Annotated in this window: 21 protein-coding genes; 2 read left to right on the forward strand and 19 right to left on the reverse strand. The window is 41.8% G+C overall.

Features of this window, described 5'->3' with window-relative positions:
* Positions 1-42 precede the first annotated feature (42 nt).
* From CXF88_RS04740 to dnaK, 3 genes are all read right to left on the reverse strand, one after another.
* Positions 43-1,275 (reverse strand): DEAD/DEAH box helicase, encoded by a 1,233-nt coding sequence (locus CXF88_RS04740; RefSeq protein WP_101085771.1) that lies wholly within the window; start codon positions 1,273-1,275, stop codon positions 43-45.
* A 103-nt stretch (positions 1,276-1,378) separates the two neighbouring features.
* A complete protein-coding gene (gene dnaJ, locus CXF88_RS04745) occupies positions 1,379-2,509 on the reverse strand; it encodes a molecular chaperone DnaJ (RefSeq protein WP_011636444.1) in 1,131 nt (376 codons plus the stop codon).
* 111 nt (positions 2,510-2,620) lie between these two features.
* Positions 2,621-4,537: a molecular chaperone DnaK gene (gene dnaK / locus CXF88_RS04750; protein ID WP_101085774.1), complete on the reverse strand. Its 1,917-nt coding sequence runs from the start codon at positions 4,535-4,537 to the stop codon at positions 2,621-2,623.
* Between the two features lie 630 nt (positions 4,538-5,167).
* On the opposite strand from dnaK, the gene CXF88_RS04755 reads away from it, so the two are divergent.
* Entirely contained in the window at positions 5,168-5,503 is a 336-nt protein-coding gene (locus tag CXF88_RS04755; protein ID WP_101085776.1) for a hypothetical protein, read from the forward strand.
* Between the two features lie 82 nt (positions 5,504-5,585).
* Here CXF88_RS04755 and CXF88_RS04760 read toward each other — a convergent pair whose 3' ends face one another.
* The 4 genes from CXF88_RS04760 to CXF88_RS04775 form a co-directional block, all read right to left on the reverse strand.
* The gene (locus CXF88_RS04760; RefSeq protein ID WP_101085779.1) at positions 5,586-6,860 is read right to left on the reverse strand and encodes a glutamate-5-semialdehyde dehydrogenase; all 1,275 of its coding nucleotides are present in this window, start codon (positions 6,858-6,860) and stop codon (positions 5,586-5,588) included.
* Between the two features lie 10 nt (positions 6,861-6,870).
* A complete protein-coding gene (gene proB, locus CXF88_RS04765) occupies positions 6,871-7,980 on the reverse strand; it encodes a glutamate 5-kinase (RefSeq protein WP_101085781.1) in 1,110 nt (369 codons plus the stop codon).
* 281 nt (positions 7,981-8,261) lie between these two features.
* The gene (locus CXF88_RS04770) at positions 8,262-9,551 is read right to left on the reverse strand and encodes an NCS2 family permease (protein WP_101085784.1); all 1,290 of its coding nucleotides are present in this window, start codon (positions 9,549-9,551) and stop codon (positions 8,262-8,264) included.
* Between the two features lie 897 nt (positions 9,552-10,448).
* Entirely contained in the window at positions 10,449-11,990 is a 1,542-nt protein-coding gene (locus CXF88_RS04775) for a leucyl aminopeptidase family protein (protein ID WP_101085786.1), read from the reverse strand.
* 182 nt (positions 11,991-12,172) lie between these two features.
* On the opposite strand from CXF88_RS04775, the gene CXF88_RS04780 reads away from it, so the two are divergent.
* Positions 12,173-13,636: an aminoacyl-histidine dipeptidase gene (locus CXF88_RS04780; RefSeq protein ID WP_101085788.1), complete on the forward strand. Its 1,464-nt coding sequence runs from the start codon at positions 12,173-12,175 to the stop codon at positions 13,634-13,636.
* 109 nt (positions 13,637-13,745) lie between these two features.
* Here CXF88_RS04780 and dinB read toward each other — a convergent pair whose 3' ends face one another.
* From dinB to CXF88_RS04840, 12 genes are all read right to left on the reverse strand, one after another.
* On the reverse strand, positions 13,746-14,825 hold the full coding sequence (gene dinB / locus CXF88_RS04785) for a DNA polymerase IV (protein ID WP_101085789.1): 1,080 nt from the start codon (positions 14,823-14,825) through the stop codon (positions 13,746-13,748).
* 135 nt (positions 14,826-14,960) lie between these two features.
* Positions 14,961-15,428, reverse strand: a complete 468-nt coding sequence (bfr, locus tag CXF88_RS04790; protein WP_059746496.1) for a bacterioferritin — start codon at positions 15,426-15,428, stop codon at positions 14,961-14,963.
* A 12-nt stretch (positions 15,429-15,440) separates the two neighbouring features.
* Positions 15,441-15,911 carry a bacterioferritin gene (gene bfr, locus CXF88_RS04795; RefSeq protein ID WP_101085791.1) on the reverse strand — a complete coding sequence of 157 codons (471 nt, stop codon included), beginning with the start codon at positions 15,909-15,911 and terminating at the stop codon, positions 15,441-15,443.
* A gap of 233 nt (positions 15,912-16,144) precedes the next feature.
* Positions 16,145-16,369 carry a (Na+)-NQR maturation NqrM gene (nqrM, locus tag CXF88_RS04800; protein WP_011636430.1) on the reverse strand — a complete coding sequence of 75 codons (225 nt, stop codon included), beginning with the start codon at positions 16,367-16,369 and terminating at the stop codon, positions 16,145-16,147.
* Positions 16,370-16,439: 70 nt separating this feature from the next.
* Entirely contained in the window at positions 16,440-17,453 is a 1,014-nt protein-coding gene (locus CXF88_RS04805; RefSeq protein WP_101085793.1) for an FAD:protein FMN transferase, read from the reverse strand.
* 121 nt (positions 17,454-17,574) lie between these two features.
* The gene (gene nqrF / locus CXF88_RS04810; protein ID WP_101085795.1) at positions 17,575-18,822 is read right to left on the reverse strand and encodes an NADH:ubiquinone reductase (Na(+)-transporting) subunit F; all 1,248 of its coding nucleotides are present in this window, start codon (positions 18,820-18,822) and stop codon (positions 17,575-17,577) included.
* A 46-nt stretch (positions 18,823-18,868) separates the two neighbouring features.
* Positions 18,869-19,477, reverse strand: coding sequence for an NADH:ubiquinone reductase (Na(+)-transporting) subunit E (gene nqrE, locus CXF88_RS04815; protein ID WP_101085796.1), 609 nt, complete (start codon positions 19,475-19,477; stop codon positions 18,869-18,871).
* A gap of 5 nt (positions 19,478-19,482) precedes the next feature.
* Positions 19,483-20,115 (reverse strand): NADH:ubiquinone reductase (Na(+)-transporting) subunit D, encoded by a 633-nt coding sequence (locus tag CXF88_RS04820; RefSeq protein WP_101085797.1) that lies wholly within the window; start codon positions 20,113-20,115, stop codon positions 19,483-19,485.
* The gene (locus tag CXF88_RS04825) at positions 20,115-20,900 is read right to left on the reverse strand and encodes a Na(+)-translocating NADH-quinone reductase subunit C (protein ID WP_101085798.1); all 786 of its coding nucleotides are present in this window, start codon (positions 20,898-20,900) and stop codon (positions 20,115-20,117) included. Before CXF88_RS04825 ends, CXF88_RS04820 begins: the two co-directional genes overlap by 1 nt.
* The gene (locus tag CXF88_RS04830) at positions 20,893-22,092 is read right to left on the reverse strand and encodes an NADH:ubiquinone reductase (Na(+)-transporting) subunit B (RefSeq protein WP_101085799.1); all 1,200 of its coding nucleotides are present in this window, start codon (positions 22,090-22,092) and stop codon (positions 20,893-20,895) included. Before CXF88_RS04830 ends, CXF88_RS04825 begins: the two co-directional genes overlap by 8 nt.
* On the reverse strand, positions 22,092-23,426 hold the full coding sequence (locus CXF88_RS04835; RefSeq protein WP_101086299.1) for a Na(+)-translocating NADH-quinone reductase subunit A: 1,335 nt from the start codon (positions 23,424-23,426) through the stop codon (positions 22,092-22,094). The genes CXF88_RS04830 and CXF88_RS04835 overlap by 1 nt, the downstream gene beginning before the upstream one ends.
* A 458-nt stretch (positions 23,427-23,884) precedes the next feature.
* Positions 23,885-25,960, reverse strand: coding sequence for a TonB-dependent receptor (locus tag CXF88_RS04840; RefSeq protein WP_101085800.1), 2,076 nt, complete (start codon positions 25,958-25,960; stop codon positions 23,885-23,887).
* Between the last annotated feature and the right edge of the window lie 45 nt (positions 25,961-26,005).

Raw genomic sequence — 26,005 nt, forward strand, 5'->3', positions numbered from 1 at the left:
ACCATTTGCGATATTAAACATCAGCCACAATTCATGTGTTGATTAACGTGTTGATTTACGTTTAGCGAAATCACTAATACTGCGTTTATTGGCGGTACGACGATTGGCTTGCTTATCGCGCGGCGCTCGCTTACTGTTTTCGCTAATAGGTTTGTCTGTTACCGCAAAACCAGCTAATTCAACTAATGGTAATGCCTGTCCGGTTAATTCTCGAATAGCCTCTAAACTGAGTAATTCAGAATGACCGACTAATGATAATGCCACGCCGCTTAATCCCGCCCGTGCAGTACGTCCAATACGATGAACATATACTGCTGCTTGGGCAGGCAAATCAACATTAATGACTACTGGCAATGCGTCGACATGAATACCGCGCGCTAATACATCGGTTGCGACTAATACAGTCAGTTGTGCCGTTTTGAATTGCTCTAAGGTCTTACTTCGCAGCGCTTGTTCTTTATCGCCATGAAGCGCCGCAGCGTTAATACCCGCTTTAATTAACTTTTTACACAATGCATCAGCATCATCTTTAGCATTCACAAACACCAATACTTGCGACCATTGATGTAAAGCAATTAAATGAATCAGCGCTTTGGCTTTGCTGCCTTTATTGACGTGATAGAGAGTTTGATCAATATCAGCCACGGTACTATTTAAAGCATGCGCTTCAATTCGTACGCAAGATGCAGACTGTACCTTTTGAGCTAATGCGACCAAAGATTCGGGTAACGTCGCCGAAAATAATAACCGTTGGCCACTTGGCATTAATGTAATCAGCGCATTAATATCAGCGATAAATCCCATGTCCAGTAATCGGTCTGCTTCATCAAGGACCAAACTCTGCAGATGTTCAAAATCAATAACACCTTGTTGTGCTAATGCGAGTAAACGGCCCGGTGTAGCAACGACGATGTTAACCGGTTGAGCTAAGCGATCAATTTGAAGCTCTATTACTTCACCGCCACACAGTACCTCTACGCGCAAATTAAGCGATTGTGCCAGCGGCACTAAGTTTTGCGATACTTGTGATGCTAACTCTCTGGTCGGTACGATGATCACGGCAGACAAATGAGCCGTTGGAAGCAGACTAATGCGTTGCAATACAGGCAAACCATAAGCATAGGTTTTACCGCTGCCGGTTTGGGCTAATGCCAACACATCTTGCCCCGCCAATATAGTTGGAATAGCCAGTTGCTGAATACGACTCGGCTGATTCACTGTCGGCGGTAATGCGGCTAATAAACTTGAATCGAGTGATAACGCTGAAAATGACATGTTAACGCCTAATGTTAATAGGATAAATTGACGATATTCGCCAATAAAAAAGGCTGCTTACCCAAAGTAAACAGCCTTTAACGAGGTCGCTAGATCATCGCGATTAACTGTTTAAATCCTGAAAGAACTTTTTAACGCCATCAAAGAAGCCTTCAGCTTTAGGGCTGTGCTTTTTTGATTCGCCAGTTAACGTTGCTTCAAACTCACGCAATAACTCTTTTTGTTTTTCATTCAAGTTAACCGGTGTTTCCATTACCACTTTACACAGTAAGTCACCTACTGCATGGCTACGGACCGACTTAACCCCTTTGCCGCGTAGGCGGAACATGCGCCCTGTTTGGGTTTCTGTTGGGATTTTAAGGCTAACTTTACCGTCTAATGTCGGTACTTCAATCTCGCCGCCTAATGCTGCTTTACTGAATGAAATAGGTACTTCACAGTAAAGGTTATTGGCGTCACGGGTAAAGATAGCGTGTTCTCGCACACTAACTTGAACGTATAAATCACCTGGTGGAGCACCAAACTCGCCCGCTTCACCTTCGCCAGTAAGACGAATACGATCGCCTGTATCGACACCAGCAGGAATTTTAACTGATAAGGTTTTGCTTTTCTCAACTCGACCTTCACCATGGCACTTGCCGCAAGGATCTTTAATGATTTTACCGCGACCATGACAAGTAGGACACGCTTGCTGAACAGCAAAGAAACCTTGACGCATTTGCACTTGGCCTTGGCCATGACACGTACCACATGTGGTTGCAGATGTGCCTTTTTTAGCACCACTCCCGTCACATAAATCACAGGCAGCTAAAGTAGGAATTCGCAGTTCTTTGGTTAAGCCGCGTACGGCTTCTTCTAAAGACAATTCAAGGTTGTATCGTAAGTCACTACCGCGCGCAGCTTGACGTTGACCACCACCACGGCGACCACCACCAAAAATATCACCGAATACATCTCCAAAGATATCGCCAAAATCACCTTGGCCACCGCCGTGCCCACCACGATTAGGGTCGACGCCAGCATGACCAAATTGATCGTAAGCCGCTTTTTTGTCGCTGTCGGTTAAAATTTCGTACGCTTCTTTAATTTCTTTAAAGCTAGCTTCTGCGGCTTTGTCACCCGGATTACGGTCTGGGTGAAACTTCATCGCTAAGCGTTTGTACGCTTTTTTAATTTCGCGTTCACTGGTGTCACGTCCAACACCGAGAACTTCGTAATAATCACGCTTTGACATAGTGTTCTGTTTCTCGAAGGTGTGAGTAAATTGTTAAACTTAAATTATACAAACGGGCGTTTGAGGATACCCCCAACGCCCGCTTTAACGGTAACTAGCTGAAATTGCTAATTACTTTTTGTCGTCTTTAACTTCTTCGAACTCAGCATCAACAACATCATCAGCAGGCTTTTCTTGGCCAGCATCGTGCGCTTGACCTTCTGCTTCACCTTGAGCTTTAGCTTGAGCAATTTCCATTAACTTAGCAGACGCTTCGATTAGCGCTTGAGTTGCTGTATCAATGGCTTCTTTATCTTTGCCTTTTATGGCAGTTTCTAAAGTTGCGATTGCTGCTTCAATCTTTTCTTTTTCGTCACTAGCTAGTGCATCGCCAGCTTCTTCAACTTGTTTTTTAGTTGAATGAGCTAAACCATCTGCTTGATTACGCGCTTTAACTAACTCTTCAAATTTAGCATCTTCATCAGCATGAGCTTCTGCATCACGTACCATTTGTTCAACTTCTTCATCAGATAAACCTGAAGAGGCTTTGATAGTAATGTTTTGTTTCTTACCTGTTTTCTTGTCTGTTGCAGACACATGTAAGATACCATCAGCATCAATGTCGAACATCACTTCAACCTGTGGTTGGCCACGTGGTGCTGGCTCAATACCTTCAAGGTTAAATTGACCTAATGACTTGTTAGCACTCGCTTGCTTACGTTCACCCTGAAGTACGTGAATAGTCACGGCACTTTGGTTGTCATCAGCTGTTGAGAATACTTGCTGAGCTTTAGTCGGGATAGTGGTGTTCTTCTCGATAAGCTTTGTCATCACACTGCCCATGGTTTCAATACCAAGAGATAGTGGGGTAACGTCAAGTAGAAGTACGTCTTTCACTTCACCAGAAAGTACGCCAGCCTGAATCGCCGCGCCAACAGCAACCGCTTCATCAGGGTTAACATCTTTACGAGGCTCTTTGCCAAAGAAGTTAGTGACTGCTTCTTGTACTTTAGGCATACGAGTCTGGCCACCCACAAGAATCACTTCATTGATATCTGATATTGATAAATCAGCATCAGCTAGTGCAACTTTAAGCGGCTCTAGAGTACGTTGAATTAAATCTTCAACTAATGACTCTAACTTAGCACGAGTAATTTTAACCACTAAATGCTTAGGACCTGATGCATCAGCAGTGATGTAAGGCAAGTTAACTTCAGTGTGGTTAGTACTTGAAAGCTCGATTTTTGCTTTTTCAGCGGCTTCTTTCAAACGTTGCATTGCTAAAGGATCTCTACGAAGATCTAAGCCTTGGTCTTTTTTGAATTCATCAGCTAAATAGTTAATCATACGGTTATCAAAGTCTTCACCACCTAAGTGAGTATCACCATTGGTTGCTAGTACTTCAAATGTTTGGTCGCCATCGTTGCTGTCAATTTCGATGATAGAGATATCGAATGTACCACCACCTAAATCGTATACAGCAACAATGTTGTCGCCTTGTTTCTTGTCGATACCGTATGCAAGTGCAGCAGCAGTAGGTTCGTTGATAATACGCTTAACATCAAGACCTGCGATACGACCAGCATCTTTAGTGGCTTGACGTTGTGAATCGTTAAAGTAAGCAGGAACGGTAATAACCGCTTCAGTCACTTCTTCACCTAAAAAGTCTTCAGCAGTCTTTTTCATCTTTTTCAAGATTTCAGCTGAAACTTGTGGTGGTGCCATTTTGTTACCACGTGACTCAACCCATGCATCACCATTATCAGCTGCGATAATTTTGAATGGCATGATGTTCACATCACGTTGAACTTCGTCATCTTTAAAACGACGACCGATTAAACGCTTGATGGCAAAGAATGTGTTTGTTGGGTTGGTTACAGCCTGACGCTTTGCTGGCTGGCCTACAATAATTTCATCATCGGTATAAGCGATAATTGATGGGGTTGTGCGATCACCCTCTGCGTTTTCAATTACGCGTGCTTTGCCGCCATCAAGGACTGCTACACACGAGTTTGTTGTGCCTAAATCGATACCAATAATTTTGCCCATGGGGTCCTCCGAAATTGACGTTAGTCGTCACAAATATGTTATTTGATGTTGATATGGGGATGAACAACAAGTATTTCAAGCATTTTGTTGCTTAACTTGAGATTCAAAATTAACCACTCATATCAGCCTTGATACCTATATTGGGACAACAAAGTGAATTACAAGGGGATAAGTAAATATTTATCCTGTTTTATGGGTTTTTTTATGCGGGCCATACCAATAAGGTAAGATGGATGAACAATAAATCACAACCACTGCCAAAATAAGCGAAATAGTGAAAAAAACAGTAAAACCAGCCGGAATAGTGCAGTAACAAAGCGTAGACACGTTAATACTTTACCGAAAGTCACCCACTCTAATGATGAGTTAGATTGTAATAGCGATATAATCGTTACTCATACCAGTATTGAGTTTATTAAGCACATCGTTCATTTTCAATCGACATTGGTTTATATCATATTAACCTGCTTGGCATTTCAGCGGTGTTAGTCGTATTTTGCTGTCACACTGCAAACAAAAGCATTAAATAACGCTAATCATTTGATAAAAAATACAACTAGCGTTATAAAAGTATATATAGATGTTTAAAAAAGTACTAAAAATTCAAATGATTGTAGAGGAAGTAAGGCAATGGGACTGCCAAGATGGAATTTCAGTGATAATACCGAACGTAAGATACGCATTGTTACCTTAGCAATTGTTATGGTAATTCTAGTTTATGAAAAGTTTTATGGCGTAAGTACCACACAATATCCAGCTATGTATTTGTGTGTATTTTCACTTATCGCCACTTTTATGACCAATGCAGTACAACGTCGATATTTCACTTATGTGATGGAATACGCGCAAGCATTTAGAATTGTGGCGATATTAATGACTTGTGCCTTTTTTGCAATTTGGTTATTAACCACCTATGAACGTTTGGTTGAGCCAGTAACGCCCAGTCATCTTATTTATAATTTATAGCGCTCTGTTATAGCGTCTCTCAGCACAAACAATAAAGGGCGCTTATTTGCGCCCTTTATTGTTATAAGTACAACAAAATGCATTATTGCCTACAGGTGTAATCACCCCAAGCTAGCCACTTGTATGTGGTCAGTGCATCTAACGCCATTGGACCACGGGCATGTAATTTCTGGGTGCTCACGGCCACTTCAGCGCCAAGACCAAATTGTGAACCATCGGTGAAACGAGTACTGGCATTCACATACACTGCGGCGGAATCTACTTGATTCATGAAGTCATTCGCTGTGTGAATATTATCCGTTAAAATGGCTTCAGAATGTCCTGTAGAATAATGACGGATATGCTCCACGGCTTCGTCAATATCGTTAACCACTTTGATCCCTAACGTGAGCGATAACCACTCTGTTGAAAACGATTCATCATGTGCAGGTGTAACATCAAAACCTAACCCATCAAGATAAGGTAAAGTCATTGCACAAGCATGGAAATGAACCCCAAGTGAGTGTAAATGTGAGGCAATATTAGGAATAAATTCGGCAGCAACCTGTTGATGTATTAATAATGTATCTAAGGCATTACACACAGTCGGGCGTTGAACTTTAGCGTTGGCAATCACATCGATTGCACGCACTAAATCGGCTTGTTTATCGACAAATAAATGACAGATGCCAATGCCGCCTAAAATGACAGGAATACTCGATTGCTCAGCACACAATCGCTGCAGGTTTTGTCCACCACGAGGGATAATCATATCAACATATTTGTCGAGTCTTAGTAAGCCACTGACAAGACTCCGCTCTGGTGAATCAATGAGCTGCACGGCATCTTTAGGTAAATCTAAACTCACCAATGCATCACGGATAACTTCACTTAGCACTTTATTTGAGGTTAGGGTTTCTTTACCGCCACGCAAAATCACTGCATTACCGGTCTTTAACGCCAACACGGCAATATCAACGGTGACATTTGGCCGAGCCTCATAAATAACCCCCACCACACCTAATGGGACACTGCGACGAGTTAAGCGTAAGCCGTTATCCAATACCCGACTGTCAGCTTCTTTGCCGACAGGGTCGGCTAGTGCGATGACATTATCAATGTCAGCTATAATTCCGCCTAGCCGCCCTTCGTCCAGCATCAACCTATCTATCATGGCTTCGGTTAAACCACTTTGCTTCGCTGCAATGATATCTTGTGCATTCGCTTGTAAAATATCATTTTTCCGCTGCGCTAAGTGGTCTGCAATCGTAGCTAACAATACGTTTTTTTGTTTCGCTGTTAAACTCGCTAAAATAAAACTTGCAGCCTTAGCACGTTGCCCTAATTGAGTTAAATATTCTGTTTCTGTGGCTGACATATGTTTATCCTTAATTATCAAGTACGACCATATCATTGCGATGAACCACGGCATCGCCGTAGTTATAGCCCAGTAGACTTTCTATATCATCAGAATGTTTACCGCTAATTTTGGTTAAATCATTGGCGCAATATCGGCTAATGCCTTTAGCCAAAATCTTACCGGTTTGATTCACAATCAGTAAGGTCGCCCCGCGCTCAAAATTGCCTTCAACATCGACAATGCCTTTAGATAATAAACTACGACCATTAGCAACAACGGCAACCGATGCTCCAGCATCTACAACTAATTTACCTTGTGAAGCAGGACCAGCCAATATCCATTGTTTGCGACTTTCTAATGGATTTTCGATTGCACTAAAATGAGTACCGACAGACTCCCTCGCCGCCACTTTGGCAATAACATCAGGATGATGACCGGAAGCGATGACAACTTCTATGCCCGCTCGTCGAGCCACATCCGCCGCTTCAAGTTTAGTCGCCATTCCGCCCGTTCCAAGTCCTGACACTGAACCGCCAGCCAATAAACGTAAACTGTCGTCAATATTGACAACTTGTTTAATTAACTGTGCGTCGGGATGGGTGCGTGGGTCGGCATCAAATAAGCCTTTTTGGTCGGTCAGTAAGATAAGTAAATCAGCATCGCAAAGTAAGGCTGCACGGGCTGATAAATTATCATTATCACCCACTTTAATCTCATTGGTTGCAACTGCATCATTTTCATTAATTATCGGGATAATATTATGAGCTAATAATGCATTTAAGGTGTCGCGCGCATTAAGGTAACGTTCACGATCTTGTAAATCAGCACGAGTTAACAATAACTGGCCAACATGCAACCCGTAAATACCGAACAATTGTGACCAAGCCAAAATTAACTGACTTTGACCCACAGCTGCAAGTAACTGTTTATTGGCCATAGTGTCTGGCAACACCGGATATTGTAAATGCTCTCGCCCAGCAGCTATAGCGCCTGATGTACACAATACGACTTCAACGCCTGAACGCATAAGCGAGGCCATTTGCCTGGCTAATTCAACCATATGTGCTTTATCAAGCTTTTTACTGCCCGATGTCAGCACGCTGGTGCCTAACTTAACTACTACGCGGCGATAACCCATTTGTATTACTCAGCTTACAAAAAATATTCAGTTCATTTTTATACCCAATTCACTCGATAATTCATAGTGAAAGCCGCTAATACTGGAATATTTGTCTAGATTAACCATTTTCAGGTTAATAAATAGTTATCAAACAGTCCTTAATTCTGCTAACTCAGTTGCATTGAGCTGCAATAGGGTAGTTATTGGCGCCTTATTAGAAAAACAAAAAAAGGGCTAATAGCCCTTTTTTATATTGGCTTTAGCCAATATATTAACTCACTGTACTCATGGACAGCTAATTAACCGTAAATAAACTTGGCAATAAACAATGCGGCCACCACTAAAATACCTGGATTTAAATCTTTAAAACGCCCTGTCATCAATTTGATCGCAGCATAAGAAATAAACCCAAGCCCAATAGCATTGGCAATAGAAAAGGTTAACGGCATTAATAAGCAAGTCACGACAACAGGAGCGGCTTCAGTTAAGTCTTCCCAATCAACATTGACTAGGCCAGACATCATTAAAATAGCAACATAAAACAAGGTTCCAGTTGTGGCATACGCTGGCACCATACCCGCTAATGGCGACACAAATAACGCCGCTAAAAACAGTAATCCAACTACAACGGCAGTTAAACCTGTGCGACCACCTGCACTCACCCCTGCGATACTTTCAATATAGCTAGTGGTAGTTGATGTACCCAATGCAGCACCAGTGATCGTGGCGACGCTGTCTGCGGTTAAGGCACGTTTTACTCGAGGTAAACGGCCTTTTTCATCAAGCAGTCCGCCACGTTGAGCAACAGCGACTAAGGTACCTGATGTATCAAATAAATCGACAAACAAGAAGGCAAAAACCACCGATAACATGCTTACTTCTAATACACTAGACAAGTCCATCTTCATAAATGTTGGTGCAATAGACGGTGGCATTGAAATTAAGCCTTGGTATTGCACATCGCCAAATATCATTCCCAGAACAGTCACAATTAGGATACTGAAAATAACAGCACCCTTTAAGCCACGTTGAACCATAGCAATAATTAAGAAGAAACCTAACGCAGCCATCAATGCAGGAAATGAGGTGATATCGCCCATAGTCACTAATGTTGCAGGGCTAGCCACTACAATACCGGCATTTTTTAAGCCAATTAAGGCTAAAAATAATCCAATACCAGCTGCGATACCAAAACGTAACGACATTGGAATACTGTTGACTATCCACTCTCGGATCCTAACTAAGGATAAAATTAAGAAACACACTCCTGACATAAAGACCGCGCCAAGTGCTGTTTCCCAGCTATAACCCATTTCACCAACAACGGTGTAAGTAAAAAAAGCATTCAGTCCCATACCCGGAGCCAATGCAATCGGGTAATTAGCTAATAACCCCATAACTAAGCAACCGATGGCAGCAGCTAAACATGTGGCAACAAATACTGCACCATGATCCATCCCTGCATCAGCAAGCATCATAGGGTTAACAAAAATGATGTAGGCCATCGTTAAAAAAGTAGTCAGACCGGCCACAGCCTCTTGCTTAAGACTGGTGTTGTTCTGTTTAAGTTTAAATAGTTTTTCTAACATGGAACGGGGTTCCTTGGGCAAAGGTTAACATTGGATTAATGGTTAAATTGCTACAGATGAGGATGCGGTAAGCCTTGTGCTACTGACCATACTCGCTGAGTCGACATCATTACAGAGGGCTTACTTTATTGCGGGGAATTATAAATACTTACGACCTTTATAGCTATCAATAGCCTTTTTGTTGAAAGATTTCAGTTTTTTATATAGCGCACTAATCAATTAGCTACTAACCAATTAGCTTGAATCTAACTAAAAGCTAGCTGAATTTAAGACAAAAAAAAGCCTACTCAATAGAGTAGGCAGACATGTTACAAGCATCCCATATGGGGAAAGGAAAGCTAGCACCACTTAACGTGATGTGGCGATAAATTAATTAATTTACCACCCTGTCTAAAACCGTCAAACGAGACGAACAAAAGGTTGATGGATATTAACACTACGTAAAGAGGGTCAATTCTTAACGTTTCATGGCGAATATACCGCCACGTAAAACTGTTACGTCGGCAAACCAAGTGTTCTGCCAATAAAATTTGCTGTTACCTGTATAAGACATAGTCATGCTCCTGATTAAAGTAAAGTTGTATAAACCTAGTAAAGCTTGGCTCGGTTCCCTGGAACGTACATTTCTCAAATCCATTGAGACAACTTGTCACTCAGATCCTTGGAGGTTATATCCATCCTGGATTAACTAGAGTCGACAAACACATTGCTTGTCGACGAAGTGAATTATACAAAACTGTAATTTAATTACAAGTATTATTTGCTTTAATTCACAAAAACATCATTGAAAGTGATTTAATTACAATCACTTCGTATTAAAACTATGTATAACTATTGTTATCAACATGTAAACTGCAAATAAAATCAATATAAAACAGATAATTAGATATTATATGACTACAACTTTGAAAACTGTAATAAAGCAACCAAAGGGCTTGCAGTTGGCTTTCCATACAGAGGATCGCCCTCCACCGCACTACCTGCAATATCAATATGGGTAAATGCCAGCTCTGTTTGAGCTAATCCAGAGGCTTTTATCAAGAAAGCGGCAGGATATTGATGCCCACGAGCCGTAATTGAAGACGGACCATTATTCGATGACACCACATCTGCAGCGCCATTTTTATCGGCAACTTTATCAAAGTCTTCTGGACGTAATCGTGAAACCTCAAATGGTTCACCGCATAACTGACCCACTTCAGCGAGTGTTGCTGCAACCCCTTGCTTTTTAGCCGCGCTATTTTCAACTAATGCAGGGTAACCACCGTAGGCTCGCACAACATGACCAGTTAACGTCGCCACCGAAAATAATTGTGGATTCACTGCGGTTTGAGCCTGTATTCGCAAATGCGATAATAAGTCAGCCAATACTAAGCGACCTTCTGCATCAGTATTACCAATACGGACTCGCACACCTGCGTGGCTAGTAATGATCTCATCGGTGACAAATGCATCACTGCCAATACTGTTTCTTACTAATCCGAGTTCAGCAATGACTTTAATACCTTTAGGTTTCAGTATTGATAGTGCTTTCATTAAACCGGCAACTGCTGCCGCGCCACCTTTATCACGGCTCATACCAGCCATAGAACCTGCAACTTTAATATCAGCGCCGCCTGTGTCGTAAACAACACCTTTGCCAGCAAAGAATAAGGTTTTTGTAATAGGGCCTTCACCAACATATTCAAGCTTTACCACTCGAGGATGATGACGTGCAACATCAAAAGAGCTTCTGCCCACCGCACTGAGTAATGGGTATTGCGCTTTTAACTGCTCGACTTGATCAACCACAGATACAGCCAAACCGCTATCAGCAAAAGCATCAACACAATATTGTGCAAACCCAATAGCCGACATACGCTCAGGTTCTGTACCACAAAGATCGCGCGCCAATACTCGTCCAGATTCTGCCGCATTAATTAACCTACTGTGCGCGGCGGTATTCAATAATCCAATAGCCTCTAAACTCGGTTGCAAAGACTTTGCTTCTCGCGCCTCTAACGGTTGCCAAAGCTCTTGTCCACACGCCAGTGCGGCAACTTGTTCTGCATTGGCAAAGCGATTGTCAGTTACCCTTGGAACAACAAGTAAAGGTTTAGTGGCACCTGCGGCTTTAGCAATGGCAATACCTTCTCGAGCGGCTTTGGCAAAAATCCTGACATCGCTATACTCATTGTCGCTATCTGTCACTGGGGAGATAATCAAACGACCACCGGCTAACCCTGGCGCAAAAAGGAGCGTGGCACTTTTACCGACACGGAAATCTATTTGACTAGCGTGTGCAGCAAGCAAACTCACTTCATCTTGTTTGATCTCAGCTAAACTCGTCGCTATCACAACAACAGCGTCCCAACCTTCGCCTTCAAAAATAGCCTCATCACTTGTGACATCAATAATTGGCACTTGGAACGCGGTAACCGCTTTATTCACTTGGGTCATACAAGATCCTTACTCTTTAGGAATATAGATAAATTAGTGGGTTCATAATTATTTACAGATTTGTGGACTAAACCTTGGCAAATCGCTATCGCAATATCAAGTAACTGCGCAGAATATGTTAAAATAGTGGCAGTAATATTTTGTGTCGTATATCGACTTGATTTCATCTTAGAGGGCGTTTCGTGACTGCATTAACTCAATTATATCCTCAGCCTCTATGGCAATGGTTTGAACAAATTTGTGCTATTCCACATCCATCAAAACATGAACATGCGTTATCACAACATATTCAACAATGGGCAAAAGCTCAAGGCCTTGCGGTTGTTGAAGACAAAGTGGGTAATTTAATCATCCGTAAGCCTGCTACTGCAGGAATGGAAAACTGCAAAATAGTAGTGTTACAAGCGCACATTGATATGGTGCCGCAAAAAAATGCCGACAAAGTACATAACTTTGAAACCGATCCGATAGAAGCCTATGTAGACGGTGATTGGGTTAAAGCCAAAGGCACAACCTTAGGTTCAGATAACGGTATTGGTATGTCTTCGGCGCTGGCCGTTTTAGGCAGTAAAGACATTAAGCACGGGCCACTCGAAGTGCTGCTCACCATTGATGAAGAAGCCGGCATGACTGGCGCCTTTGGTTTAGAAGCCGGTTACCTTGATGCTGAAATTTTAATTAATACTGATTCAGAGCAAGAAGGTGAAATCTACATGGGTTGCGCCGGCGGTGTTGATGCACAGATAAGTATACCAATGTCTTGGCAAGCACCAGAACAAAGCAACGCCAGCTTTTCACTGACTATGTCGGGTTTAAAAGGCGGCCATTCTGGTGTCAATATTCATCTTGGTCGTGGTAACGCTAACAAGTTATTAGCGCGATTTTTGTTTAAATACAGTGACGAATTAGCCCTAGAGCTGGTCAGCTTTAGTGGTGGTTCGCTGCGTAATGCTATTCCACGTGAAGCTAACGTTCAATTGATGTTGCCAGCTGAAAATGTTGAAGCATTAAAACAAGCTATTGAGTCATTCCAAGCGTTAGTGCGTGAAGAGTTAGCCGTAGCTGACCCATCGATGTTACTCACATTAGCCGCTATTGATGCACCAACAAAAGTCATGGGCGAAGAAGCGCAAAATACCTTAATCGACTTATTACATGCTTGCCCTAACGGCGTAATGCGCATGAGTGATGAAGTGGAGGGTGTGACTGAAACATCACTAAATATAGGCGTGATCAGTACTGAAGATGAAAGCGTAGAAATATTATGCCTTATTCGTTCATTAATCGATTCGGGGCGTGAAGAAGTCACCGGTATGCTAACCGCACTATCAAATCTATCGGGTGCTAGCATTGATTTAAGCGGTGCTTATCCAGGTTGGAAACCAGACACTAGCTCATCTGTTATGGCAATTGTGCGTGACACCTATAACGATATTTATAAAAAAGATCCTACTGTGATGGTTATTCATGCGGGTCTTGAATGTGGTTTATTTAAAGAACCTTATCCACATATGGACATGGTATCGATTGGTCCGACGATTCGCTATCCGCACAGCCCAGATGAAATGGTTAACATCACCACGGTTGGTCAATATTGGGAATTACTGCTTGCTGTATTAGAGCGTATTCCTGCTAAAGAGGCGTAATCAATCAAGTGATTATGGCCAAGGTTATAATTGGCGGATAAGCTATAAATCAAAGGCGACAGCAATGTCGCCTTTTTGCTCTCTATGGTTTCCGTTATAAAATGGGCGCCTAAAATTGTAAATCGAGTTGAGTAATTTGATCGGCACTATTCTCGGAAGAAACCAACGTCACATCCGCTAGGCCAACGCTCACACCGAGTAACCGAATCCCTCGCCCTTGGCTTCGTTGTAATGCTTGCAGTAATAATTCATGAAACAGGTTAATTGAAATCTCATCACTGCGATGCTCGATGGTGGTCTGCTTAAAATCATTAAATTTCAGTTTTACAACCTGCTTATGGATCTGTCTATCTTTCGCACTCCGATGAACCCGAGCACTCAGCTCTTGAATAAGCTGTGGTAATACTTGATGACATTGCTCTAACGTAAAAATGTCTTTGGCTAACGTGGTTTCAACCCCTACGGACTTACGCACTCGGTGCGGGCTAATTTGCCTTGAATCGATACCTTGTGCACGCTCAGCCAACACATGGCCAAACTTACCAAAGGCCTCAATTAATTGCACTTTAGGGTATTGTTGCACGTCATAACAAGTGGTTAAGCCAATATCGGCTAACTTTTTTGAAGTGACTTTACCGACGCCAGGAATTTTACTCAGAGGTAGGTCTTTTACAAAATCAGCAATTTGATTTGGGGTGATAACATATTGTCCATTAGGCTTATTTAAATCGGATGCAATTTTGGCTAAAAACTTAATGGGTGCAATACCTGCTGAAGCCGTTAATCCAGTGACCTCATAAATGTCATCACGTATCGCTTTGGCAATTAATGTCGCACTGCCTTGATGAGCATCGCAATCTGTGACATCAAGATAAGCTTCGTCTAAAGACAATGGTTCGACAAGATCAGTGTATCGATGAAAAATCTCACGTATTTGGAGTGACACAGATTTATACACCTCCATGCGTCCAGGCACTAAAATTAACTGCGGACATAACTGCAACGCATGATAACTGGACATAGCACTTCGCACCCCAAATTTGCGGGCTTCATAACTGCAAGTACTTATCACACCACGGCGATCACTTCTGCCGCCAACAGCAATGGGCTTTCCTCTTAACTCAGGAAAATCACGCATTTCTACCGCAGCAAAATAACAATCCATATCGATGTGAATGATTTTACGCATTCTATAACCATCATCATTATCTCAATTAAAACCATGATACTGTACATATAAACAGTATTCAATCATTCTCTTAAGGATACAAAAAAGCCCAAACGCAGTTGGGCTTTATTAACATGTAACATAGCAATTAAGACATTACATTTTGGTCTGTAAATAGTTTTGTAAACCAATACGTTCGATTAGACCGAGTTGCTTTTCTAACCAGTACATGTGGTCAGATTCAGTGTCATCTAATAACACTTCTAAAATTTCACGGCTTTGGTAATCAGCTTTTTCTTCACATAGCGCGATAACTTTACGCAAATGATCAGCTACATGATATTCGTATGCAAGATCATTTCTCAGCATTTCTTGCACATCTTTACCAATATTCAGCGCTTCACGGCTGCCAACATCTGGAGTGCCTTCTAAAAACAAAATGCGTTGAACTAATTTAGCTGCATGCAACTTCTCGTCGTCTGACTCATGCAGAATACGGGTATACAGTTCATTGAACCCCCAGTCTTCATACATGTGAGCATGGACAAAATATTGATCCATGGCAGACAATTCGCCGGTTAATAAACTATTTAAAGCGTCGATGACTTCTGGATGGCCTTTCATGATAATTTCCTATTAGTCGTTAATTTGTGATTGAAGATAATTTTGAATACCGGTTTGATTGATTAGCTCTTGCTGCGACTCAATCCAATCTAGATGTTCTTCTTCGTCTTCGAGTAAATCTTCAAATAAATCGCGGCTAACATAATCTTGCTGAGTTTCGCATACCTTAATGGCTTCACGCAAAATGGCAATTTGTTCCGTAATTGCAGTTAGATCACAGCTAAGCATTTCTTCAGCATGTTCACCAATGCGCAATTTATCTAACTGTTGTAGGTTAGGTAAACCTTCAAGAAACAATACACGTTCAATCAGCTTGTCAGCATGCTTCATGTCTTCAATCGATTTTTTATACTCTTTCTCATTAAGCTTTTCCAATCCCCAATGCTTAAACATGCGAGCATGTAAAAAGTATTGGTTAATGGCGGTCAGCTCACAGGTAAGTACACGATTGAGTTGGCTGATGACTTTAGGATGACCTTTCATAGTAATGTCCCTCGATAAATAATGTGATCTCGATCAATTACAAACAGGATAAAACACTATAGGGGTAATTGCAAATTTTCCTTTATTTTCACACACTTACAATTGATAACCATTATCATTATAACTAAGCTTTGTAACTCGTTAGCAATACATAAACATAAAAAAAGCCTTCAAAATGAAGGCTCTTTACAAAGCATGAGTTTATTAACTTAAGCTTTAGGCAATTAACGGTGTTAAATAATTCGATTTTGATTTAGCAACTCATTGCGAGCTTGCTCTTTTTCCATACGGCGTTTACGTTTGTCACATGGATCATCACAGTCACACGCTTTTTCAATTCCTAAAACACCTAAACCACCACAACTACCTTCTACCGCTTTCTTCTTTACGATATAGCCGATAGACATTAACAAAAAGAACAATAATAACACTACAAATGCTGCTATAAATGTACTCATTACAAACTCCAATTACTCATTCAGATAAGGGTATAATACTTTTTTAATCAATCAGTTTAAAATAAAGAACCTACTTAACATACGATTTAAACGCATCGCTGTAATAGACCTGATAACCCTGTTCTTGCTTCTCAATCAACATTATTGCTAAATTTTTCTCTTTAGCAAGTGCCAATGAAGCCTCAGTACCTAACACCATCATAGCGGTGGCATATCCATCTGCGGTCATACAACTTGAGTGTAACACGGTTGCAGAGGCAAGTTGATGCTTAATAGGATAACCGTTACGAGGATCGATTAAATGTGAAAAACGTTCGCCATTCTCTTGATAAAAGTTACGGTAATCACCCGATGTTGCTAATGACATGGTGCCAGGTTCAATCACTTGCTGAACGGCTTGCCCTTCACTCGTAGGTTGCTCAACAGCCACTCGCCATGGGGTTTTATCGGCTTTAGTACCTTTAACATTAAGCTCACCACCTATTTCGACTAAATAACCAGACACATGATATTTGTCTAATAGCGCGGCAATTTTATCGACACCAAAACCTTTTGCTATTGAAGATAAATCAACATACAGGTCTGCATTATGCTTAGTTAATGTTAAGCCTTTTATCGACAGTTCCTTGATGCCCATTTTAGCTTTAGCATTATCGATTTGAGCTTGCGTCGGGATGGTTGTAGGTCGTTTATCGGGACCAAAGCCCCACAAATTAACCACTGGCCCTAAGGTGATATCTAACGCCCCATCAGTCTCTTGATAAAGACGCATACCTTCTTCGATAACCTTAATGGTATCAGCGGATACTTTAACGCTTTGTTGAACTTGTAATTGATTGAACTTAGACAGTTCTGAGTCCGAACGATAAGTCGACATTTGATCATTTACCACTTCCAATGCCATATCAATTTCAGCTTGCAGTAACTGCGGTTCTGGCAAGCGGTCATTGTTGACTACTTTAATGTGATAAGTGGTCCCCATCGTACTACCAGATAATGAAATAATGGGCTCTGGTGAACTGCAAGCACTCACCAATAGCAATAACGCCGGCAATAGCAATAACTTGATTGAATTTACAGTCATGTCAAATTTACACTTGTAATAAATAAACAAAAAAATTGCAGCGTGCAAGACCAGTGTTTAACCACCCTGTCTGCACTGCTGCAATCTCATGACTTACATGTCGATGTTATGGATTAACTCATTAACCACCGAAATCATCTAGTAAGATGTTTTCGTCTTCGACACCTAAATCTTTTAGCATACCAATAACTGCTGCGTTCATCATTGGAGGTCCACACATGTAGAACTCACAATCTTCTGGCGCATCATGGTCACGTAAGTAGTTTTCATACAATACGTTATGAATGAAACCGGTATAACCAGTCCAGTTATCTTCAGCTTGCGGATCTGATAACGCCACGTGCCATTTGAAGTTTTCATTTTCAGCCGCTAAGCCGTCAAAATCTTCAACATAGAACATTTCACGTTGCGAACGCGCACCGTACCAGAAGCTCATTTTACGCTTAGATTTAAGACGCTTTAATTGGTCAAAAATGTGTGAGCGCATTGGGGCCATACCAGCACCACCACCAATGAATACCATTTCTGCTTCGGTGTCTTTAGCAAAAAACTCACCAAATGGACCAGAAATTGTCACTTTATCACCGGCTTTTAAGCTCCAAATGTACGAAGACATTTTACCGCAAGGCAAGGTTAAATTACGTGGCGGTGGCGTAGCAATACGCACATTCAACATAATAATACCGAACTCTTCTGGGTAGTTAGCCATTGAGTAGGCACGAATGGTTTCTTCGTCTACTTTTGACTCTAACTTGAAGAAACCAAAGTGTTCCCAGTCGCCACGATATTTATCAGGCACTTCAAACTCAGCATATTTAACATGATGAGCAGGAGCTTCAATCTGAATATAACCACCGGCACGGAAAGGCACAGATTCGCCGTCAGGAATTTGCAGCTTAAGTTCTTTAATGAACGTCGCTTTGTTATCGTTAGATAGAACCGCACATTCCCATTTCTTGATGCCGAAAATTTCTTCATCAAGTTCGATTTCCATGTCAGTTTTTACATTTACCTGACAAGATAAACGACAACCCTGACGTGCTTCGCCTTTACTAATGTGATCAAGCTCAGTAGGTAGAATATCACCACCACCAGACTTAATGTGTACACGACACTGGCCACATGAGCCACCACCGCCACACGCACTCGATACAAAGATACCGTTGTCAGCTAAAACACTAAGTAGTTTGCCACCAGCACCTGTTTTAATTGCTTTATCTGCGTCGCCGTTAATACCAATCATGATATCACCGCTTGCCACTAGTTTTGATTTAGCAAATAAAATCACTAACACCAAAACCAAGACAATCACAGTAAACATACTCACACCTAGATAGACATCTAGCGGAGTAGATTCAAGAATACCCATTCACTTATCCTTAAAGGTTCAAATTAATGCGTCTTCTCAAGGTCTCTTAAAGAGAAACACCTGAGAATGACATGAAACCTAGAGCCATAAGACCTGCAGAAACAAAGGTAATACCTAAGCCACGTAAGCCATTTGGCACGTCAGAATACTTCATCTTTTCGCGGATACCGGCTAACAATACAATTGCTAACGCCCAACCAATACCAGAGCCAATACCAAATACTACGCTCTCGCCAAGGTTATAATCACGCTCAACCATGAAAGATACTGCACCAAAAATCGCACAGTTCACAGTAATCAAAGGTAAGAAAATACCCAACGCGTTGTACAAAGGTGGAAAGTACTTGTCTAAAGCCATTTCCAAAATTTGTACAAGTGCTGCAATCACACCGATAAAGGTGATGAACTTCAAGAAGCTCAAATCAGCATCAGGAAAACCAGCCCAAGCTAATGCGCCTGGAGCTAATAAACCTTGATAAATAATTTGGTTAGCAGGAACCGAAATAGCCAGTACCACGATAACTGCAACACCTAGGCCCATTGCAGTAGTGATTTTCTTTGATACAGCTAAGAAAGTACACATACCCAAGAAGAACGCTAGCGCCATGTTTTCAATGAAAACGGAGCGAATTAATAAACTAATATAATGTTCCATTGCGTTTACCCTTTTGCTTCAACTTGCTCTGGCTTATACGTACGGATCAACCAGATCAGACCACCGATCAAGAAGAATGCACTCGGTGGCAGTAGTAATAAACCGTTAGGCTGATACCAACCGCCGTCAGAGATTTTGCTGAGGATTTCTACGCCAAATAATGAACCATTACCAAATAGTTCACGCACAACGCCAACAGACAATAGAATTGCACCGTAACCTAAACCGTTACCGATACCATCCATAAAGCTCATCATTGGAGGGGTTTTCATTGCGTAAGCTTCAGCACGACCCATTACAATACAGTTAGTAATAATCAACCCTACGAATACCGATAACTGTTTAGAAATGGCATAAGCATAAGCTTGTAATACTTGGTCAACTACAATCACTAATGAAGCGATAATGGTCATCTGTACAATAATACGCACACTGCTTGGAATGTGGTTACGAATAAGTGAGATAAACAGGTTAGAAAACGCTGTTACCGCAGTTAATGCAATCGTCATTACTAATGCTGTTTCTAATTTACTAGTGACAGCAAGAGCACTACACACACCCAAAATTTGCAATGCAATTGGGTTATTATTGATAATCGGTCCGGTCAGAACCTGTTTAAGTTCTTTAACGTCAGCCATTAGCTTAACCCTCCGTTGCGTGCTTTAGCGATAAAGTTTGCGAAGCCTTCTTTACCTAACCAAAACGTCAATGAGTGTTGTACACCGTTACTGGTAAGTGTTGCACCTGAAAGAGCATCGACACCATGAACAGAACTAGCCACTGTAGGGTTTTTAGTTACACTAATGGCCAAGTTACCTTGCTCATCAAATAACTTTTTACCTTTCCACAATGCTTTCCATTTTGGATTTTCAACTTCGCCACCCAAACCAGGTGTTTCACCTTGGTCATAGTAAACAAGTCCTTGAACTGTGTTTAAGTCAGCCTCAAGTGCCAAAAGTGCATACATCGTTGACCACAAACCATAGCCGTGAATAGGAAGAATGACGCTAGTCAGTTTACCTTCATCATTATGAACAAGGTATACAACGGCGGTATCTGCAACACGTTTGATCGAAGCAATATCGTTTTCTGGCACTGACGAAGTGTCAGTATCACGAGACGCTTTGCGTTGATCGTAAAGGTTAGCATTACCCTCAACAAACTCACCGGTTTTAAGGTCAACTAAGCGAGCATCAACATATTGCTCATACTTGCTTAGAATTTCTTTCTTTGTGACTTTGCCTTCTTTGGTGTTTATCAGGCTCGCCGCTTCAAGAATATACTTTTGCTTATCGAGTAACTTATTTTCTTGCTGAATAGGCTTTAACACCACGGCAGCAGTCGAAACCAGTACTGAACAAACAAGACATAAGCCGACAACAACAAATAGCGTTCTACCGAACGAATCTTTATTACTAGCCACGAGCAATCCTCCGCTTGATATTTGACTGTACGACAAAGTGGTCAAATAATGGAGCAAATAGGTTAGCAAACAAAATAGCTAACATAATACCTTCTGGGAATGCAGGGTTAACCACACGGATAAACACCACCATTGCACCAATGAGGAAACCGTATGCCCACTTTGCAGTATTGGTAAACGACGCAGAAACCGGGTCTGTCGCCATAAACATCATACCGAATGCAAATCCACCTAACACTAAGTGCCAATACCAAGGCATTGCAAACATCGGGTTGGTGTCGCTACCTATCATATTAAGCAACGTCGCAATAGCGACCATACCTAAGAAAACACCACTAACGATTCGCCAAGAGGCAATACGGGCGTAAATGATAACTAGACCACCTAGCAAGATAGCAAAGGTAGACACTTCACCAACAGAACCTGGAATGAAGCCCATAAATGAGTCAATCCAGTTAGCCGTTGAGGCGTAGTCAAATGTACCTTGCGCTGCTTGGCTTAAGGCCGTTGCCCCAGAATAACCGTCAGCAACAACCCACGTGGTATCGCCAGACATGCTTAATGGGTAAGCAAAGTACAAGAAAGCTCGACCAGCTAATGCAGGGTTTAAGAAGTTACGCCCTGTGCCACCGAAGATTTCTTTTGCTACAACCACACCAAAGGTAATACCTAAAGCGACCATCCATAAAGGAATTGTTGGCGGTAGAGTTAATGCAAATAGCACTGAAGTAACGAAGAAACCTTCGTTAATTTCATGGCCACGCACTGACGCAAAGAGTACTTCCCAAAAACCACCAACAATGAAAGTCACTGCATAGATAGGTAAGAAGAAACACGCACCATAGAACATCAGAGACGTAATGCCCGAGTCTGCAGAGAGTTGAGCGCCAAATAATTCAAATAAGCCTACTTGCCAAACATCTGGTGTACCGAAACCGGCCACCATCGCTACTTGAGCCTGTAAACCTACGTTGTACATACCAAAAAACATTGCTGGGAATGTACATGCCCAAACCGTAATCATAATACGTTTTAGGTCGACATTATCGCGAACGTGGGTTGCCCCTTTGTTCACTTTACCTGGAGTATAAAATACTGTGGCTGCCGCTTCGTAAAGGGCATACCACTTTTCGTACTTGCCGCCTTTTTCAAATTGCGGCTCAATACGTTCGATAAAATCTTTCAAACTCATTAGCCTTCCCTCTCGATCGTATCTAAACAATCACGTAAATATGAACCATAGTCATACTTACCTGGACATACGAACGTACACAATGCCAAATCTTCTTCATCTAACTCTAATGCGCCTAAACGGACTGCGCCATCAAAGTCGCCAGAGAGTAAATCACGAAGTAGCATAGTAGGTAGAATGTCTAGAGGCATCACGCGTTCATAGTTACCAATAGGTACCATTGCACGGTCTGAACCGCCAGTACTAGTGGTCATATTAAATAGACGCGATGGGCTTAAATGGCCTAGGAATGCACGTGTAATAGAGAATTTGTCAGCACCAGGCATAGCCCAACCAAATAATTCTTTTTCATCACCTTCTTCCAGTACACTCACCTGCTGATGATAACGCCCCAAATAAGCTTGAGGTCCTACCGCAGTACGGCCGCTTAACACTGAACCCGAAATCACACGAACACCATCACCAACTGTTTCATCAGCAGTCAGTTCAGTCATGCTAGCACCTAAAACGGTACGAACTAGACGAGGGTTTTTCGCTTTAGGACCACCAATAGCAACCACACGTTCAGTGTTTAACACACCTTGAGTGAACAGTTGACCAAAAGCAATCACATCCTGATAGCCAATATGCCAAACAGTACGTGTTGCAGAAGCTGGTAGAACGTTGTGAATATGCGTACCTGCAAGACCTGCTGGGTGTTTACCCGCAAACTCTTGAACTTGGGCATTAGCTGCAGGGATATCGGCACCTTGAGCTTTACATAGGTAAACTTTACCTTCAGTTAATCGTGCTAGGACCTTTAGGCCATTTGCAAAATCTTCTTTATGTTGAGCTATGACTACCACAGGATCGGCAGCAAGAGGTTGAGTATCAATTGCAGTCACAAAAATACCCGCAGCAGTAGCATCTACAGCTGGCACTTTACTGAAAGGGCGTGTACGCAAAGCAGTCCATAAACCTGAATCAATCAGATTATCACGAACAACTTGTGCGTCTAACGTGTCTAACTTATCAGCATCGTATTGAGCAAAAGCAACGCTATCGTCACCTTCCACAGCAATAACAACTGACTGAAGTACACGTCTTGCACCTCGGTTGATTTCTAAAATAGTACCACTGGCTAAAGCCGTATATTTAACGCCTAAATTCTTTTTATCTTCAAAAAGAACTTGGCCTTTTTGTACTTTGTCGCCCACTTTGATTTTCATCGTTGGACGTAAGCCAATATACTCTTCACCCAAAGTCGCTACGTGTCTAATGGCTGGGCCATTATGGATAACTTGCTCTGGTCCGCCTGCTATAGGCAGTTCCAATCCTTTCTTAATTGTAATCATATCCACAAGCACTACGTTTGAAGGAAAGACAATGCGCCACGTTCCGCTACAAAAACAAAGTGTTAACAAACACTTGCCATTTGAGCTAGCGCAGATTTAACTCGAAAATGCGATCATAATCACGCTGGTCGCGCGCATTTTACCGCAAATATGAGACTATCGCCACGAAAATTATAGGTGTTTTCAAACCAATACCTAACACAATCGGTGGCTTTTAGATCAGACTAATTAAATTAGAACCTAGGAGTGAATGTTATCTGCTGAATTCTGATTTAAAAAAAATATAGCATTAATTTTTAAAGAAATAATTTTAGTTGTTTGTTTACAAGAACAGTTGCGCCTCAAATAACACCGCCCAAATGAGTCATCACTTGAGCAGTATTAGTATTTGGGAATAAAAGGCACAGCAAGCAGCGTTCAAATAGTGTTCAACACTGCCTATGTCTGGAAAAAACCACTTAGAAATGGCCTTGGTAACCAAAGTACGTAGTCATTTCAGATTGTGCTTGAAATCCCATTGCGGTGCTATTTGCCACTAACTCTTCGTCTAACAAATTCTCTACACGTAAATACAACTCGTGCTGCTCAGTCAAACGGTAAGTTGCAGCGATATCAACCTTCCACTGACTATCAATAGCACGTTCATTGGTGAACCCACCTTGATAACCTAACTCAGATTGATACAAAGCTTGCGCCATAACGGACATATCACCATAAACAACACCAGAACTTAACGCCAGTTGTTGTTCTGGCACCCAAGGTAGTTGGCTATTGGCAGCAAAACATGCCATCAATTCATTGCAATTAGCACTGTCTGTTTCTGCTTGGGTATATTGGTATTTGGCTTTGAATGGAATTGAAAAGTGATCAAATGTTAGTCCATACGCTATGCTCAAATCTGCGCCGACAACAGAGACATCCTTAATATTCTCTTGTAATGATATTTGTTCATAATCACATATCATGCCCTGCATACAGCTTACATGTTGGTTATCGTAATCATGCATATAAGCCGTCATGGCAATCGATAAAGCATCTTGTTGGTAGCTTAATGCTAATTGATATTGCAGCGCTTCTTGCGCCGTTTGCTCAATATTGCCGGCTGAAGCGGCTGTCCAAGCTTGCTTAGCTTGTAACGCGGCTAACCACGGCCCACTCTGATAAGCTACTTCAATAGAAGGCGACCAGCCATCATCAGAAAAGTCTGCCGCATTAAGGCTCGTATTTACATCACCAAGCTCACGAGAAACGCTGACATGCTCATAACCTAAACCGAGATTAATAGACCACTGACCATAATTTAACTTAGTGTCTACCGCTGATGAAAATGCCGAAGCATCATCAGTATACGTCAGTGCATATTCATCATCTGTTGTCGGCGTCAGTGATAAATCATTGTTCCAAGACCAATCACGTTGACCTAAACGCATTTCAGCTTTATCTGTATGGTAGCGCGCACTATAAGTCACCTGATGCTGACCGTACATGCTGACACCTTTAGTTTGCATACCAAACCCAGCAAAATCGTTATTTTGGGTTAACGATCCTAAGTTCATCCCATCAGCGGTAGGTGTTGCTTCAAACATGGCAATACGAGACAGCAACGCTCTATTAATTTGTTCGCCATCAACAAATTGCATTGCTTGAGATTGTTGTGAATAGGTTTGATAATAAAAGTCGGTAGCCATCGTCGAAGTGGATGACATGATTAGCTTATGTGCTAACACGTAGCGTTGACGCTCGCCTTCAGTATTGTCGGTGCTGGCTGCTGAATATAATTGAGTCGGATTTACCGAAAAATCAACACTGGTTAACCCCAACGTTCCGCGGTCAGCTTCTTGCGATGAGTACTGATAACTAAATTCGGTCATTTGTTCATTGCGCGCTCCGGGTAAACTATCGGCAGCGATTTTGAACAGAATATCTTTTTGTGTCGTGTCGGCATCTCGGGCGATACGATAACCCACATCGTCAGCTGCAGATTGATAATCCACGGCTAATAACATGCCATTTTGCTTCGAAGTACCACTTAGCACAACCCCACCATTGATGGCATTATTGTTACTGCCTTCAACGTTGATATCGGTTGCATATTTTTGCGGACTAATTTGTACAGACTCATAATCAAGCTTACCAAAAGCAGCTTCTGAACTTTCAGTCACACTGGTCATGCTCGAAAAAGACACTTTTTGCTGGTGCAATAAATTGGGCTGCAATACTAAATGTTGTCCAGAATACGGCGCTGGAGAAAAGAATATACCATCTTGTAAAATGGCAACACCGTCAGTGGCACCTGCATGTGTGATCGTCACATCCTGATGTGGTCCGGTAGGTAACACTGTCGCGCCCGTCAACCCTAGTGCAATATCACTTTGGCGATAATGAAATTGGCTTATCGATAACTGTTGTAAATCGAGTTGATTATTAAGGTTATCAATAGACTCGGTCACCGTTTCTGCAACGGCATTGGTAGAATGGCAAACATAAAGCACTGCGGCTGCTATCACTGACAGGCTAAATGGGTGGTTAGACATATTAATCTCCGTATATGTGTCTGTTCACGCAAAAAATCGCTAAAA

This window comes from Shewanella sp. ALD9, assembly GCF_002836315.1.
In the GTDB taxonomy this organism is placed as follows: Bacteria; Pseudomonadota; Gammaproteobacteria; order Enterobacterales; family Shewanellaceae; genus Shewanella.